Below are 14,535 nucleotides of genomic sequence, written 5' to 3' on the forward strand. Positions count from 1 at the left end.
CAGCGTCGCGCGAAAGTGAAACGCCTTTTCACCCTGGCGGGCAACTGCTAGCGTCCCAGCCCTCGGCTCACACAAGAAACGACAACCGCCGCGTGAAGATCGCCCTCGCATCCCGCTTACGACCGCCGGACATGTCGAGCCGGTCACGATGAGCCGCACCACGCTCGCCGACCTCCTGACTCCGCGCTCCGTCGCCATCGTCGGCGCGTCGGACAACCCGCTGCGGATCGGCGGGCGGCCGCTCTCGTACATGAAGTCGAAGGGGTTCGGGGGCGCGATCTACCCGGTCAACCCGACGCGCGACACCGTGCAGGGGCTGACCGCCTACCCCTCCCTCGACGACATCGGTGCGGACGTCGACTTCGTCCTCGTTGCGACCCCGGCAGCTACGGTGCCGGAGGTCGTGCGCCAGGCGGCGGAGCGGAACGCCAAGGCCGTCCTCATCTTCTCCTCCGGCTTCGCGGAGATGAACGCCGCCGGCGGCAGGCTGCAGGATGAGATCGTCGCCGTCGCCAGGGAGACGGGTGTCAGGGTGATAGGCCCCAACTGCCTCGGGTTGTATAATTCCGCGCACAACTTCTATCCGACCTTCTCGGGCACCATCGAGCGGCTCATCCCGCGTCCGGGCGGCGTCGCCATCGCCAGCCAGTCCGGCGCCTACGGCAGCCACATCGGGTTCCTTGCGCAGCAGAAGGGGCTCGGCATCTCCTACTGGCTGACGACGGGGAACGAGTGCGACGTCCACGTGGCCGAGGTGATCGAGCTCCTCGCCCGGGAAGACGACGTCCACACGATCTGCGCCTACGCCGAGGGGGTGAAGGACGGCGCGGTCCTGATGCGGGCGCTCGAGACCGCGCGGGCGGCGAGGAAGCCCGTCGTCTTCATGAAGGTGGGCCGCTCTACGGTGGGCGCGGCGGCGGCCTCCTCCCACACCGCCTCGCTCGCCGGCGAGGACCGGGTCTACGACGCCGTCCTCAGGGAGTTCGGCGCCTGGCGCGCCCGCTCCACCGAGGAGATGCTGGACGTCGCCTACGCCGCCAGGCCGCGGATCTACCCGGCAGGGCGCAAGCTCGGCATCGTGACGATCTCCGGCGGCGCGGGCGTCCTGATGGCGGACGCAGCGGAGGACGCGGGGCTTGAGGCGCCGGAGATGCCGCGCGACGTGCAGGACGAGATCGTGCGGATCGTCCCGTTCGCGTCGGCGCGCAACCCAGTGGACGTCACCGCGCAGTTCTTCAACGACCTCACCCTTGTGCCGCGCTTCACGGCGGCGATGCTCGACCGCGGCGGCTACGACGGGCTCGTCGGCTTCTGGTCCGCGGTGGCGAGCTCGCCGACGCTCGCGAAGCCCCTCCTCGACGGGCTCAACCAGGCGATGGGCGAGCGGCGCGACAAGCTGTTCATCAACTCCATCGTCGCGCCCGACGACATCCGCGCGCTCTACGAGGCGCAGGGCTACCCGTGCTTCGAGGACCCGACGCGGGCGGTCGAGGCGATGGCGGCGATGATGTTCTTCGGCGAGGCGTTCGACCATCCCCCCCGCGCGGAGGTCAAACTGCCGGCGCCGTCCACGCTGCCCTTAGGGCCGGTCGGCGAGCGGGAGGCGAAGGCGGTCCTCGCTGCGGCTGGCCTCCCGATGGTCGAGGACCGCCTTGCCACGAGCCGCGAGGCCGCGGTCGCCGCGGCGCGCGAGCTCGGCGGCCCGGTGGCGCTCAAGGTCGCCTCCGCGGACGTCCTCCACAAGTCGGACGTCGGCGGCGTGCGCCTCGGCGTCGAGGGCGATGCGGCGGGGGAGGCCTACGACGCGATCCTCGCCGCCGTCCGCAAGCACGTGCCGGGCGCCACGGTCGACGGCGTCCTCGTCTCCCCGATGGTGGGGGAGGGGGTCGACACGATCCTCGGCGCGAAGGTCGATCCCGTGTTCGGGCCGATCGTGCTGTTCGGCCTCGGCGGCATCTTCACCGAGGTGCTGAAGGACGTCGCCTGCCGGCCGGCCCCCGTCGACCCCGGCACGGCTCGAGCGATGATCGACGAGCTGTCCGGCGCGGCGCTGCTCAAGGGGGCGCGGGGCACGCCGCCCGCCGACCTCGCCGCGCTCGCCGAGGCCATCGCCGCGCTGTCGCGCTTCGCCGCCGCCAACGCGGACCGGCTCGAGAGCGTCGAGATCAATCCCCTGCGCGCCTCGGCGGACGGCGTCATCGCCCTCGACGCGCTCCTCGTCACCACCCAGGAGAACGGAGGGCCGATGATGGCCAACACCGAAGCGCAGGCCGCGCCCGCGGGGAGAACCACGTGAGCGACACCGCGATGGGTCCGGAGAAGACCTACCAGGACTACCTCGCCAAGGGACGGTTCATGATCCAGCGCGCCCCGAGCGGCAAGCACGTGTTCTACCCGCGGGTGTGCGAGCCCGGGACCGGCGCCGAGCTCGAATGGGTCGAGGCGTCCGGCCGCGGCACGGTGTACGCGGTGACCGTCAATCGTCGGCGCCCCGAGCAGGGCGGCGACTTCACGCTCGCCATGGTGGACCTCGAGGAGGGGCCGCGGATGCTGGCGCGGGTCGTCGGCGTCGAGCCGGGCGAGGTCGCCATCGGCCAGCCGCTGACCGCCGAGATCGCCGACGTCGAGGGCGCGACCGCGATCGTCTGGCGCCCGGAGGCCTCCGCATGAGCCTGCGCGCCAAGGCCGCCTGCGTCGGGCTCGCGACGACGGGTGTGATGTCCTCCGAGGGCCGCTCGGAGGTGGAGATGATGGCCGACGCCGCGCGCATGGCGCTGGCGGACGCGGGCATCGCGATGTCCGAGGTGGACGGCGTGTTCGCCGCCACGGCCGTCCATGCCATGGCCTCCATGAGCCTTGCCGAGCACCTCGGCATCCGCCCGAGGTACTCCGACAACACCAACCTCGGCGGCTCCTCCTTCATGGAGCACGCGCTGACCGCGGCGATGGCGCTCGACGCCGGGCTCATCGACGTCGCCGTCATCGCCTACGGCTCGGCCCAGCGCTCGGGCGGCGGCTTCCGCTCCGCCTCCGAGCCGATGCCCTACGAGGCGGTCTACAAGCCGCGCATGCCGGTGACGGCCTACGCGCTCGCCGCCTCGCGCTACTTCTACGAGTTCGGCGCCACGCGCGAGCACCTCGCGAACGTCGCGGTGGCGGCGCGCAAGTGGGCCCAGCTCAACCCCGAAGCGTACATGCGCGACCCGCTCACCGTCGACGATGTCCTGTCGGCGCGCATGGTCTCCGATCCGCTCTCGGTGCGGGACTGCTGCCTCGTCACCGACGGTGCGGCCGCCATCGTGCTGACCCGGGCCGACCGGGCGAAGGACGGGCCACGTCCGCCGGTCTTCCTGCTCGGCGCGGCGATGGAGCACCACCACCGCATGATCTCGGCGATGCCCGACCTCACGCGCACCGCGACGGCCGACAGCGGGCCGCGCGCGTTCGAGATGGCCGGGTACGGCATCGCGGACATGGACACCGTCCAGCTCTACGACGCGTTCACCATCAACCCGATCCTGTTCCTCGAGGACCTCGGCTACTGCGCGAAGGGCGAGGGCAAGGACGTCGTCTCGGACGGGCGCATCGAGCCGGGCGGCTCACTGGCGCTCAACACCAACGGCGGCGGGCTGTCGGCGGTGCACCCGGGCATGTATGGGCTCTTCGTGACCATCGAGGCGATCCGCCAAGTGCGCGCCGCAGCAGGGTCGGACGAGGGGCACCGTGAGCCCGGCGGCTGGGTGGACGGCGTCAAGCTCAGCCTCGCCCACGGCAACGGCGGCGTCCTGTCGAGCCAGGTCACCACCGTGTGGGGACACCAGGACACCGTTTGAGGAGAGCACCATGGCACGCATCGAGCAGCAGCGGACCGGCTCGGTCCTCACGCTCGTCAACAACGACCCGGCGACGCGCAACTCGATCAGCGCCGACTTCTATGTGGGGATGCGTGAGGCGCTCACCGCGGCGGACGCGGACCGCTCCATCAAGGCAATCGTGCTGACCGGCGCAGGCGGCTTCTTCTGCTCCGGCGGCAACATGTCGGGGCTCAAGGCGCGGGTCGGCGGCACCCGCGAGCAGACCATGTCGAGCGTCGAGAAGCTGCACGACATGGTGCGCACCATGCGTGCCTCACGGTTGCCGATCATCGCCGCGGTGGAGGGCGGCGCCGCCGGCGCGGGAGCTGCCCTCGCCATGGCCTGCGACCTCGTGGTGGCAGCGCGCGACGCGTACATGTCGGTGGCCTACGTCAAGATCGGGCTCACGCCGGACGGCGGCTCGACGGTGTTCTTCGGCCGGGGTGTGCCCCGCCAGTTCCTGCAGGAGATGGTGTGGACCGGCGACCGCGTGCCGGTCGAGCGCCTCCACCAGCTCGGCATGGTCAACCGCCTCGTCGAGCCCGGCACCGCGGTGTCCACCAGCGAGGCGTGGGCGGCGGAGATCGCTCGGGGTCCGGCCGACGCCATCGCCCGCGGCAAGCGCCTGGTGGAGGCGGCGTCCCACGCGTCCATGGAGGAGCAGCTCGAGGCGGAGGCCGAGGGCATCGCGACCTCGCTCGGCGGCGCGGAGGCCAAGGAGGGCATCTCCGCGTTCCTCGAGAAGCGCAAGCCGGACTTCGCGGCGGTCGGCTGAGCGGCGCGCGGGCGGCCTACCAGACGAACGCCGCTACCACGCCGAGGTACGCGACGAGCGTCAGGTAGGCCGCGGCGTTGTACGCCCAGTGCCAGCCCCACGCGAGGTCGAAGGGGTCGAGGCCGGACAGGCGGCGCAGGATGAGCGGACCGGCCGTGTAGGGCGAGCACGTCAACGACAGCGACCAGCCGGCAGCGATGGACAGGATCATCAGCGCTGGGGGACCGGGCAGCGCGCCGAGGTCGGCGAACGCCGACGCGATGAACACCGAGAACACGATGGGCGTGACGGCGACCTGCGCCAACGCGACGATGGCGATGGGAAGCACCGCGACGACGGCGAACTGCCCCACCGGGCCGAACTCCAGCGTCCAGGCGACCGCTTCGGGCGGAACGACGGCGGCGAGCATCGCGCCGACGTAGCCGGCAGCGGCGAGCGTCACCGCCTCCGGCGCAGATTGTGGCACCGTGCGAGTGAGAAGCCCGACGGCGCGCCGGCGCACCACCCCGGCCGCGCGGGCACCAAGGCCGGCGTTCTGCGTCGCGATCCAGCCGACGGTGACGAGCGGCGCCACCATCATCAGCGCGGGAACGACCTCGGTGTCGAACGCTTGGGCCGCGACGACGACGGCGACGAGGAGGGCGAGGATCACCGCGACAAGGTCGGCCATGGCGCCGCGTGGTGCCGGCAGCGGAGGACGGCGCTGGGGAAGTCCGCCGGTCTGCGTGAGCGTTTTGAGGGTCGCGCGCCACCGCACCAGGTCCTCGAGCCAGCCGACCCCCATCCACAGGATGGCAAGGCCCAGCCCGGCGACGAGGATCGTCGTCGCCGCCGCTCCGGGGAACATCGTGATGAGCAGCGCCTGCGTCACCGTCGTCGGGGCCCAGATGATGACGACCGCGAAGCCGCGCTGCATGGCGGTGATCTGCCGTCGCTCCTTGATGGCGGAGATGAACGGCGGATCGCCGGCGGCTCGCCCCGCTGCGACCCCTGCTTGGATGAGCGGCGTGAGCAGCGCCAGGGCGCCGACGTTGGTCAGCGCCGTCAGGGTGTGGGCACCCGTCGCGATCGCGCCGTAACGCCGGCTCGGCTTCTGGCGCGTGACGTACTCGCCGAGGTCGCGCACCGAGGCGGAGGTCACCGCGGCGTCCTTCAGGACGCCGATGAGGATCATGAAGGCGGCGAGGAAGCTCGCCTGCGCCAGCGCACCGGTGATCGTCGCCGGCGCTGACGGGTCCACGCTGAGGTCGACGACGGTGAGGATCACCGCGACCGCGATGAGGATGCGCTCGCGCGTTTGGATCGCGCCCTGCCCTACGGCGAGGAAGGCGAGGAGCGAGACGATGGCGATGCGCATCGTCCACAGGTCCCCCGACAGACGGTGGGCGAGGCCGAACACCGCCACGGCGCAGAGCGTGCCAGCGGTCAGCCTCCTCGCCGCCGTGAGGGTCGGTGAGGTCGTGGAGGGTGGTGCAAGGGCAGCGCGCTCGTCCAACGCTTAGTCCGCCGCCGCGCACCGCGACCGTCCGGCACGGCTGAGCTCGGGCTCGGCGAGCGCGGCGACGAGGTTGTCGCGGATGGCCTGAAGCTGATGCTCGAGGAGCTCCCTTTGCTGCGGCGACAGCCCGGCGTACGTCACCTCGTCGGTGGCAAGCATCGCACCGGTCATGGCGTCGACGATGGGGTACGCCTGCTCGGTCAGGCGCACGCGGTTGGCCCGGCGATCGTTGGGGTCGCTCGTCCGGGTGACGAGGCCGCGCGCCTCCAGGCGCTCAACGAGCTTGCCCGTGGCCACGGCGCCGACCTCGAGCCGAGCCGCGAGCTCGACCTGGTTGAGGTCGCCGTCCCAGAGCAGGTAGGCGAGGACCCAGGCCTGGCTCATGGTGATGCCGTGCGGCTCGAGCAGGCGATCGAACAGCCTGGTCCTGAGGCGCACGACGTCGCGGAACAAGAGCCGGTTGGTTGGGACGTCCCGCCGCGGCGCCCTCATACGCAGTGCCCCATCGCCGACGATGTCCCTTGGTTCCGCCGAGCCGCGACCGGCACCGTCCGAACTCCACGATGATACTTTACCTGTGCATCATCCGGCAAACCGGCGAGCGGGTCAGCCTCGGGTGAACGCGGCGTCGAGGCCGAGGACGCGGTCCGGAAACGCGACGAGGGGGTTGACCTCGGCGGACGCGAGCGTGGCGACGTTGGCGGCGAAGAACATGGAGAAGCGGGCGATGGCGGCGGCGATCGCCTCGACGTCGACCGGAGGCCGTCCGCGCGCGCCGGCGAGGAGGGGCCAACCCCTGAGGCGGCGGAGGAGGCGCAGGGCGCCGTCCTTGTCCACGGGCGCCGCGGCGATGGCGACGTCCTCGAACAGCTCGACGAACAGGCCGCCGAGACCGATCACCACCACCGGGCCGAATGCCGGGTCGCGACGCCCGCCGAGGATCAGCTCGACGCCGCCGGACACCATCGGCGCGACGAGGACGCCTCGGACCTCGGCCTGCGGCGCGGCCCGTCGTGCCGCGGCAAGGACCGCATCGGCAGCCTCGGCGAGGGCCGCAGCGCCCGTCACGCCGAGCCGCACCCCGCCGACGTCGGACTTGTGCGCGATGTCCGGCGACAGGACCTTGACCGCGGCCGGACCGTTGAGCCGCTGGGCGAGGGCCGCTGCGGCCTCGGCGTCCGCCGCCACGTGGACGTCGACCATCGGCACGCCCACGGCGGACAGCAGCGCGGTGGCCTCCGCCTCGTCGACCCGCTCCGGAAGTGTGGCGGGCGTGCCGACGGGCGGCGCGCTCCGCGGCGGTCGTGCGAGCGCTTCGCCGACCCAGGCGGAGCGACCGAGCGCACGCATCGCGTGGCTCGGGTCGTCGAACACGAGCATGCCCATCGCCTCGAACTCGGACCGATGCTCCTCGGCGGTCATCACGATGGCGATGGTCCTGTCCTCGTAGCCGCGCGCGGCCTCGGCGATGGCGGCGCGCAGGCGTGCACCGATCGTCGGGCTCGCCGCCCAATTGAGGAAGAAGGCGGCGACCGCATCCATCTCACCCTCTGCGAGCATCGTTCGCATGGCGGTCACGATGACCGACATGTCGTTGATGGCGTTGCCCGTCGTGTCGACCGGGTTGCGCACCGCGCCCATGGGGATCGCCTCGCGCAGCCTCCGCTGGGCGGCTTCAGGGAGCGCTGGGAGCTCGAGCGCGCTCGCCCGAGCCGCGTCCGCCATGAGGACGCACGCCCCACCGGACACCGAGATGACGCCGAGCCTGCGGCCCGCTACCGGTGGACGGCGCGAGAGCGTGTAGGCGGCCTCCATCAGCTCCGCCGTGGTGTCGACGCGCAGGACGCCCGCCTCGGCGACGAGCTCGCCAAACACGCGGTCGTCGCCGGCGACCGAGGCGGTGTGGGAGCGCGCCGCGTCCTGCCCCTCGGCGCTGCGCCCGACCTTGAGCATCACGACCGGCTTGCCGGCGCCCCGAGCCTCCTCCGCCGCCGCGAGGAAGGCCCGCCCGTCGGCAAGCCCCTCCGAGTAGCAGGCGATGACGTTGACCGAGGGGTCGTGCGCGAAGTGGGACACGCAGTCCGCCAGGCCGATGTCGGCCTCGTTGCCCGTCGTCACCATGTGGCTGATGCCGAGCCCCCGCTCGACGGCCAGCAGGCCGATGTGGGTGCCGTAGGCGCCGGACTGCGAGACGATGGCGAGCGGGCCTCGGGGCGGCATGGCGCGCTCGAAGAGGCTCGCGAAGGTGGCGCAGACGCCGGAGGCCGCCGCGTAGTGCCCAAGGCAGTTCGGCCCGAGCATGACGATGCCGAGCCGGCGGGCCATGGCGACGAGCTCGTCCTGGGCGGCGGCGCCGTCCGCGCCGACCTCCGCGAACCCTGACGAGAAGATCACCGCCGCTCGTGCTCCCTTGTCCGCTGCGTCAGCGAGGGTTTGCGGCACGTGCTTGGCGGCGACTGCGACGATGACGAGGTCGATGGTTCCGTCCGCCTCGGCGAGGGAGCGGACGGCGGGCAGCCCCTGGATAATGTCGTACTTCGGGTTCACCGGGACGATCCTCCCCGCATAGCCGGACCGCCCCATGTGGGCGATGGGCCGGCCGCCGATGCGGGTGGGATCGTCGGAGGCGCCGACCACCGCGATGACGCGGGGATCGAACAGGGGCGTGAGGTCGCGTCGCGTCATCGGGCCGGCGTGGACCTGATCGACGCGAGCGGCCTGCGACACGGGTGGTCAGGATGCGACGCCGTAGTCGTCGGGAAGCTTGTCGTACACCTCTGACTTCAGGCGCTCGATGAGGCCCTCGCGGTTGTCCTCGCCGACCTCCGCGATGATGCCCTCCCACTTGTCGAGGAGCTCCTGCATCGTGTCGATCATCCCGGAGGCGTCCTCGATCCCGTACTCGGAGCGGGCAACCTCGACCATGGTCGGCAGGTCGGCCTCCACGAAGGCCACCTTGGCGTCGATCATCGCCTGGGGCGCTTCGATGACCGTCACGCCGTGGTCGGCGGCCTCGGCGATCACCTCCTCGTCCGTCTCGAGGTAGACGAATGAGGTCTCGACCGCCGCGCGCGCCGCCTCGTCGAGCAGCATGCGACGCTGCTCGTCCGTGAGGTTCGACCAGAAGTCCTGGTTGAAGGCGTACAGCGCCAGCGAGTGGTAGGTCCCGAGGTTGAGGTCGATCATGTATTCTGCGGTGTCCCACAACGAGTAGGATCGCAGCGCGCCCGGGGCCTGGATCGCGATGTCGAGGGCCCCCTTGTCCAGCCCCTCGAACATCTCGCTCGCCGGCACGTTCACCTCGACCCCGCCAACCGACTGCACCCAGCGCGACCACAAGGAGCCCGGGCTGCGGAACTTCTTGCCCTCAAGGTCCTCCATGGTGCGGATCGGCTCGTTGGAGATCAGCCGGTACGGCGCGGTCGAGTAGGTGCCGGTGTAGACGAGGTTCTGCTCGGCGAACTCGGCGAGGCACGGCTCGCAGTGCAGCAGGTTGAACTCGGTCATCGCCGCCATAGCGACGAGGCTGCCGGGCGTCGCCATCCCCATCTCGGCGACGACCTGGGCATGGGGCAGCTCGGCCGGAAAGTAGGTGAGGCCAAGCATGCCGACGTCGGCGATGCCGTCGCCGAGCCCGGACAAGGTCGGCTTGGCGCCGAGCAGCGCGCCGCCCTGGAAGTAGCGCACCTCGAACGCGCCGTCCGCCTCCAGCCTCTCGATCAACGGGTCGTAGGCGCCGACGGCGACCGGGTGCTTAGGCCCCACCCAGAGCGACGCCGTCATGGAGGTCTGCGCCACCGCAGGGGCGGTGGCCGCTGCGAACAGGGTGAGCGCGGCGAGGGTGCGGCGAGCCGCGGTCCGGCGAAGCATGGGAGTCCTTGAAGCTGGTAGAAGGATGGGACCGGGGCGCGAGCCCCGGCCGCGTGCGGCAGGTCAGCCGGCGACGCCGTAGTCGTCGGGCAGCTTGTCGTAGATCTCGGTCTTCAGCCGCTCGAGCAGCCCGTCGCGGTTGTCGGCGCCGACCTCCTCGACGATGCCGTCCCACTTGTCGATGAGCTCCTGCATCTTGTCGACCATCGGCTGCGCGTCCTCGATGCCGTACTGATCACGGGCGACCTCGATGAGGACGGGGATGTCGTCCTCGACGAACTGAGCCTTGGCCTCGGTGAGCTCGGCCGGCGCTGAGATCACCTCGACGCCGTGGTCGGCGACCTCAGCGAGCACCTCCTCGTCCGTCTTGGTGTACTCGAGCGTCGCATCGAGCCCGGCCCGCGCCGCCTCGTTGAGGAACATGCGGCGCTGCTCGTCGGTGAGGTCGCTCCACCAGTCCTTGTTGAAGGTGAGGAGCGAGAGGGAGTGGTAGGTGCCGAGGTTGAGGTCGGTGACGTACTTCGCCGTGTCCCACAGCGAGTAGGAGCGCAGCGCGCCCGGCGCCTGGATCGCGATGTCGAGTGCGCCCTTGTCGAGCCCCTCGAACATCTCGCTGGACGGCACGTTCACCTCGATGCCGCCGACGGACTGCGCCCAGCGCGACCATAAAGAGCCGGGAACCCGCATCTTCTTGCCTTCAAGGTCGGCGAGCGTGCGCACAGGCTGCTTCGAAATGATCGAGTAGGGTGAGGTCGCGTAGGTGCCCGTGTAGACGAGGTTCTGCGCTGCGTACTCCTCGAGGCAACCGTCGCAGTGCAGGAGGTTGAACTCGGTCATCGCAGCCAGCGCGACGAGGTTGTTCGGCGTCGCAAGCCCCATGTCAGCGACGATCTGCGCGTGCGGGAATTCAGCTGGGAAGTAGGTCATCGCGAGGATGCCGACGTCGGCGATCCCGTCGGAGACGCCCGATAGCGTCGGCTTCGCCCCGAGTAGGGCGCCGCCCTGGAAGTAGCGCACGTTCCAGTCCTCGTCCGCCTCGAGTCGCTCGATCATCGGGTCGTAGGCGCCGACCGCGACGGGATGCTTGGGTCCGACCCAGATCGAGGCGGTCATGCTTGTCTGCGCGTTGGCGCGGTCCTGGTGTCCGCCGACGATGGCGGCGACGAGCGTCACGGCGATGAGTGTGGTCCAGCGGGCCATCAGTGCCGTCCTCCCATGATTGCTGCGACGGCCTCGTGCCGCCTCCGCCGGTCTTGCGCCGGCAAGGCTCCATCATCACGCGTTTGCCGCCAGGTGCAAGGGCGGGCCGGCCGCACGCCAGGCCGCCGTCCCCGCCCGGCCGTCCGTTGACCGGCGGCCGGGCGGTCATTACCGTCGGGCTCGGCGAACAAGATGCGCCCGCAGCAAGGGCGCCGGACGACGCCGGGGAGGGGAAGCCGTTGGCGAAGGGATCGAGCCGCGCAGGCCGACGCGTCTGGCGCGACGGAGGGGCCTTGGACGCTCGCGCGCGGCACTCGTTGCGACCGAGCAGCGGAGGCTGAACCGCGTGCTCGATCGGGCGATCGTCACGCTGTCGAACCTTGTGATGGCGGTCGCCGGCGTCGCGCTGACGCTGATGATGGTGCACGTCACCGCCGACGTCGTCGGCAAGTACTTCTTCAACGCCCCCGTGCCGATGACCCTGGAGCTCGTCTCCGCCTACTACATGGTGGGAGTCGTGTTCCTGCCGCTGATGTCCGTGGAGCGGATCAACGGCAACATCCAAGTGGAGCTCATCGCTGCGGTCCTGCCGCCACTCGCCCAACGCCTCCTCGACATCCTGGCGTACGTGCTCAGCGCAGGGTTCTTTGGGGCGTTGACGCTCTATACGTGGCGCGTGGCCGTGGACAAGTTCGAGGTCGGTGAGTTCATCATGGGAAGCTACTCGGTCATCACATGGCCGAGCCGCTTCATCGTGCCCGTGGGGGCCGGGCTCGTCAGCATGCTCCTCGTCCTCAAGCTCGTGCGCGCGATCGCCCGGCTCGCCCGCGGCGACACGAGCCTGCCCGAAGGCGAGGCCCAGCACGGGGCGGGCGCGATTTGACCGGCCTCCCCCCGGAGGCCATCGGCGGCATCGGCACCGCGATCCTCCTCGCCTTCATCTTCCTGCGCGTGCCCATCGGCATCGCGCTCAGCGTCGTCTCCATCGTCGGCATCTACGTCCTGCTCGGACCGCGCGCGGCGGCGGGCATGCTCTCGGAGATCCCCTACGACTTCACCGCGCACTGGACGCTGTCGTCCGTGCCGATGTTCCTCCTCATGGGGTTCTTCTGCTTCCACGCCGGGTTGACGGAGGGGTTGTTCCGGCTCGCGCGCTACTTCCTGTCGTGGTTGCCGGGTGGGCTGTCCATCGCGTCGATCCAGGGAGCGGCGATGTTCTCGGCCGTGACCGGGTCGAGCCTTGCCTGCACCGCCGCCATGGGGCGCATCGCGGTGCCGGAGATGCTGAAGGCGGGCTACGACAAGGGCCTGTCCACGGGCACCGTCGCCGCTGCGGGGACCATCGGCTCGATGATCCCGCCGTCGATCATCCTCATCATCTACGGGGTGTTCGTCGAGGCGCCCATCGGCACCCTGTTCATCGCCGCCTTCATCCCTGGCGTCCTCACTGCGGTGCTCTACTCGGTGATGGTGTGCATCCGTGCCTCCATCGACCCGTCGATTGCGCCGAAGGTCAACGAGAGGGTGACGACGCGGGACCGGCTCCTTGCGATCCGCGACACCTGGCCCGTGGGGCTCCTCATCGTCGGCGTGTTCGGCGGCCTGTTCTCCGGGGTCTTCACGCCCACCGAGGCCGGGTCCGTCGGCGCCTCGCTCGCCTTCCTCATCTCGATCGCCAAGCGGGCGATGTCGTGGGGCGTGTTCAAGACCGCCATCATCGAGACGCTGCGCACCACGGCGTCGATCTTCGTCATCGCCATCGGCGCGCAGCTCCTCACGCGGTTCTTCGCGCTGTCGGGCGTCACCGAGCTCCTTGCCGACTTCGTCTCCGGGCAGGGCTACAGCCAGCTTCAGGTGATCCTGCTCATCGGCGTCGTCCTGATCCTCCTCGGCATGCTGCTCGACCCCATCGGCATCATGCTCCTCACCATCCCGGTGCTGCTGCCGGTGCTGGAGACCCAGGCGATCGACCTCATCTGGTTCGGAGTCCTGATGGCGAAGTTCCTTGAGATCGGGTTCATCACCCCGCCGGTTGGGCTCAACGTGTTCGTGGTGAAGGGGATCGTCGGCGACCTCGTGCCGACGCACCTCATCTTCCGGGGCATCGCTTGGTTCGTGGTGTCGGACGCCGTGACCGTGACGCTCCTCATCGCGTTCCCAGCCATCGCGCTGTGGCTGCCGTCGGTGATCGGGGACTAGACCGCGACGCCGCCGCGCTGTGAAGTGCGTGTCCACAGGGGGGGAGGGCGAGCCTTCAGATGACCCAATCGCTGCTGACCGACACGGCGGAGCAGGTGTTCGCGGACATCGAGCCGGTGGCGCGCGGCGCGGTCGGCGAGGACGTCTGGTCGGCCGAGCTTTGGGCGAAGGTGGAGGAGGCGGGCTTCCCGCTGGCGCTCACCTACGCCGGCGAGGAGGACGGCTTCGCGCCGGAGGAGGCGCTTGCCATCGTGCGCGTTGCAGGGGCGAACGCAGCGCCGGTGCCCATCGGCGAGGCAATGCTTGGCAACTGGCTCCTCGCCCGGGCCGGGCTCGCCACCGCCGACGGGCCGGTGACGCTCGCGCCGGTCCGTCGCGGGGACGGACCGACGGTTGAGCGGCGCGGCGACGGGGTGCGGCTGTCGGGCCGCCTGCGCGCGGTGCCCTACGCCCGTCACGCGACGCACCTTGCGGTCCTCGTCGAGCTCGACGGTGCCGCGCACGTGGCGAGGGTGCCCGCCGACGCCTGCCGGATCGAGGAGGGCCGCAACCTCGCCCGCGAGCCGCGCGACGACGTCGTGTTGGATGCCGACCTTGCTGCCGACGCGCTCGGCCCCTCGCCGGTGGACGCGGACGGCCTGTTCGCCCTCGGCGCGATGGTGCGCAGCCTTCAGATGGCGGGCGCGCTCGACACCGTGCTTGCCCGCACCGTCGCCTACGCCGGCGAGCGCAAGCAATTCGGCCGGCCCATCGGCAAGTTCCAGGCGATCCAGCACAACCTTGCCATCGTCGCCGGCGAGGTCGCCGCCGCCCGCGCCGCCGCGGACATGGCGTCCGAGCGGCTCGTGGGCAAGGACGCGGCGCTCCTCGCCGCCGCCGCCAAGGTCCGCGCCGGCGAGGCTGCGAGCAGGGCCGCGGCGCTGTGCCACCAGATTCACGGCGCGATCGGCTTCACCTTCGAGTACCCGCTCCACATCTACACCCAACGCCTGTGGGCCTGGCGCGACGAGTTCGGCGCGGAGCCGGAGTGGGCCGCCCGGCTCGGCGCGGCGGCCATTGCCGCGGGTCCGCAGGGGTACTGGTCGATGATCACCGCCCTCGACACGCCCGCCCTCGACACCTCGCGCCCCGGAGCCTGA

The 14,535-nt window shown here is 70.8% G+C and carries 12 protein-coding genes; 7 read left to right on the top strand and 5 right to left on the bottom strand.

Annotated elements, in window-relative coordinates:
* The first annotated feature begins 148 nt into the window (after positions 1-148).
* Genes ACOOE8_RS10830 through ACOOE8_RS10845 form a run of 4 tightly spaced genes read left to right on the top strand, consistent with a single transcriptional unit; the run spans position 149 to position 4,629 of the window.
* A complete protein-coding gene (locus ACOOE8_RS10830) occupies positions 149-2,296 on the top strand; it encodes an acetate--CoA ligase family protein (protein ID WP_420391491.1) in 2,148 nt (715 codons plus the stop codon).
* Positions 2,293-2,670: a Zn-ribbon domain-containing OB-fold protein gene (locus tag ACOOE8_RS10835; protein WP_420391492.1), complete on the top strand. Its 378-nt coding sequence runs from the start codon at positions 2,293-2,295 to the stop codon at positions 2,668-2,670. The genes ACOOE8_RS10830 and ACOOE8_RS10835 overlap by 4 nt, the downstream gene beginning before the upstream one ends.
* Positions 2,667-3,833: an acetyl-CoA acetyltransferase gene (locus tag ACOOE8_RS10840; protein ID WP_420391493.1), complete on the top strand. Its 1,167-nt coding sequence runs from the start codon at positions 2,667-2,669 to the stop codon at positions 3,831-3,833. Before ACOOE8_RS10835 ends, ACOOE8_RS10840 begins: the two co-directional genes overlap by 4 nt.
* A gap of 10 nt (positions 3,834-3,843) precedes the next feature.
* Entirely contained in the window at positions 3,844-4,629 is a 786-nt protein-coding gene (locus ACOOE8_RS10845; RefSeq protein WP_420391494.1) for an oxepin-CoA hydrolase, alternative type, read from the top strand.
* Between the two features lie 16 nt (positions 4,630-4,645).
* Here the strand turns inward: ACOOE8_RS10845 and ACOOE8_RS10850 are convergent, their stop codons facing one another.
* The 5 genes from ACOOE8_RS10850 to ACOOE8_RS10870 all read right to left on the bottom strand — a co-directional run bounded on the left by ACOOE8_RS10850 (position 4,646) and on the right by ACOOE8_RS10870 (position 11,197).
* Entirely contained in the window at positions 4,646-6,124 is a 1,479-nt protein-coding gene (locus ACOOE8_RS10850; protein WP_420391495.1) for a hypothetical protein, read from the bottom strand.
* A gap of 3 nt (positions 6,125-6,127) precedes the next feature.
* The gene (locus tag ACOOE8_RS10855) at positions 6,128-6,619 is read right to left on the bottom strand and encodes a MarR family winged helix-turn-helix transcriptional regulator (protein WP_420391496.1); all 492 of its coding nucleotides are present in this window, start codon (positions 6,617-6,619) and stop codon (positions 6,128-6,130) included.
* A gap of 114 nt (positions 6,620-6,733) precedes the next feature.
* Positions 6,734-8,854 (bottom strand): acetate--CoA ligase family protein, encoded by a 2,121-nt coding sequence (locus tag ACOOE8_RS10860; RefSeq protein WP_420391497.1) that lies wholly within the window; start codon positions 8,852-8,854, stop codon positions 6,734-6,736.
* A 6-nt stretch (positions 8,855-8,860) separates the two neighbouring features.
* On the bottom strand, positions 8,861-9,997 hold the full coding sequence (locus tag ACOOE8_RS10865) for a C4-dicarboxylate TRAP transporter substrate-binding protein (protein ID WP_420391498.1): 1,137 nt from the start codon (positions 9,995-9,997) through the stop codon (positions 8,861-8,863).
* A 63-nt stretch (positions 9,998-10,060) separates the two neighbouring features.
* Entirely contained in the window at positions 10,061-11,197 is a 1,137-nt protein-coding gene (locus ACOOE8_RS10870) for a C4-dicarboxylate TRAP transporter substrate-binding protein (RefSeq protein ID WP_420391499.1), read from the bottom strand.
* 346 nt (positions 11,198-11,543) lie between these two features.
* Here ACOOE8_RS10870 and ACOOE8_RS10875 point away from each other — a divergent pair, with 346 nt between their 5' ends.
* The 3 genes from ACOOE8_RS10875 to ACOOE8_RS10885 are packed head-to-tail and all read left to right on the top strand — an operon-like array spanning position 11,544 to position 14,535.
* Complete coding sequence (locus tag ACOOE8_RS10875) at positions 11,544-12,080, top strand: TRAP transporter small permease subunit (RefSeq protein WP_420391500.1); 537 nt, start codon at positions 11,544-11,546, stop codon at positions 12,078-12,080.
* Entirely contained in the window at positions 12,077-13,396 is a 1,320-nt protein-coding gene (locus ACOOE8_RS10880) for a TRAP transporter large permease (protein WP_420391501.1), read from the top strand. Before ACOOE8_RS10875 ends, ACOOE8_RS10880 begins: the two co-directional genes overlap by 4 nt.
* Positions 13,397-13,455: 59 nt before the next feature.
* Positions 13,456-14,535 (top strand): acyl-CoA dehydrogenase family protein, encoded by a 1,080-nt coding sequence (locus ACOOE8_RS10885; protein ID WP_420391502.1) that lies wholly within the window; start codon positions 13,456-13,458, stop codon positions 14,533-14,535.

The sequence above is a fragment of the Acuticoccus sp. genome (assembly GCF_965213555.1).
GTDB lineage: Bacteria > Pseudomonadota > Alphaproteobacteria > Rhizobiales > Amorphaceae > Acuticoccus.

Bases quoted from the DNA above. Each gene is read 5' to 3' on its own strand.
- ACOOE8_RS10830 (WP_420391491.1), top strand. From the start codon at position 149: ATGAGCCGCACCACGCTCGCCGACCTCCTGACTCCGCGCTCCGTCGCC.
- ACOOE8_RS10840 (WP_420391493.1), top strand. From the start codon at position 2,667: ATGAGCCTGCGCGCCAAGGCCGCCTGCGTCGGGCTCGCGACGACGGGT.
- ACOOE8_RS10845 (WP_420391494.1), top strand. From the start codon at position 3,844: ATGGCACGCATCGAGCAGCAGCGGACCGGCTCGGTCCTCACGCTCGTC.
- ACOOE8_RS10855 (WP_420391496.1), bottom strand. From the start codon at position 6,619: ATGAGGGCGCCGCGGCGGGACGTCCCAACCAACCGGCTCTTGTTCCGC.
- ACOOE8_RS10865 (WP_420391498.1), bottom strand. From the start codon at position 9,997: ATGCTTCGCCGGACCGCGGCTCGCCGCACCCTCGCCGCGCTCACCCTG.
- ACOOE8_RS10870 (WP_420391499.1), bottom strand. From the start codon at position 11,197: ATGGCCCGCTGGACCACACTCATCGCCGTGACGCTCGTCGCCGCCATC.
- ACOOE8_RS10885 (WP_420391502.1), top strand. From the start codon at position 13,456: ATGACCCAATCGCTGCTGACCGACACGGCGGAGCAGGTGTTCGCGGAC.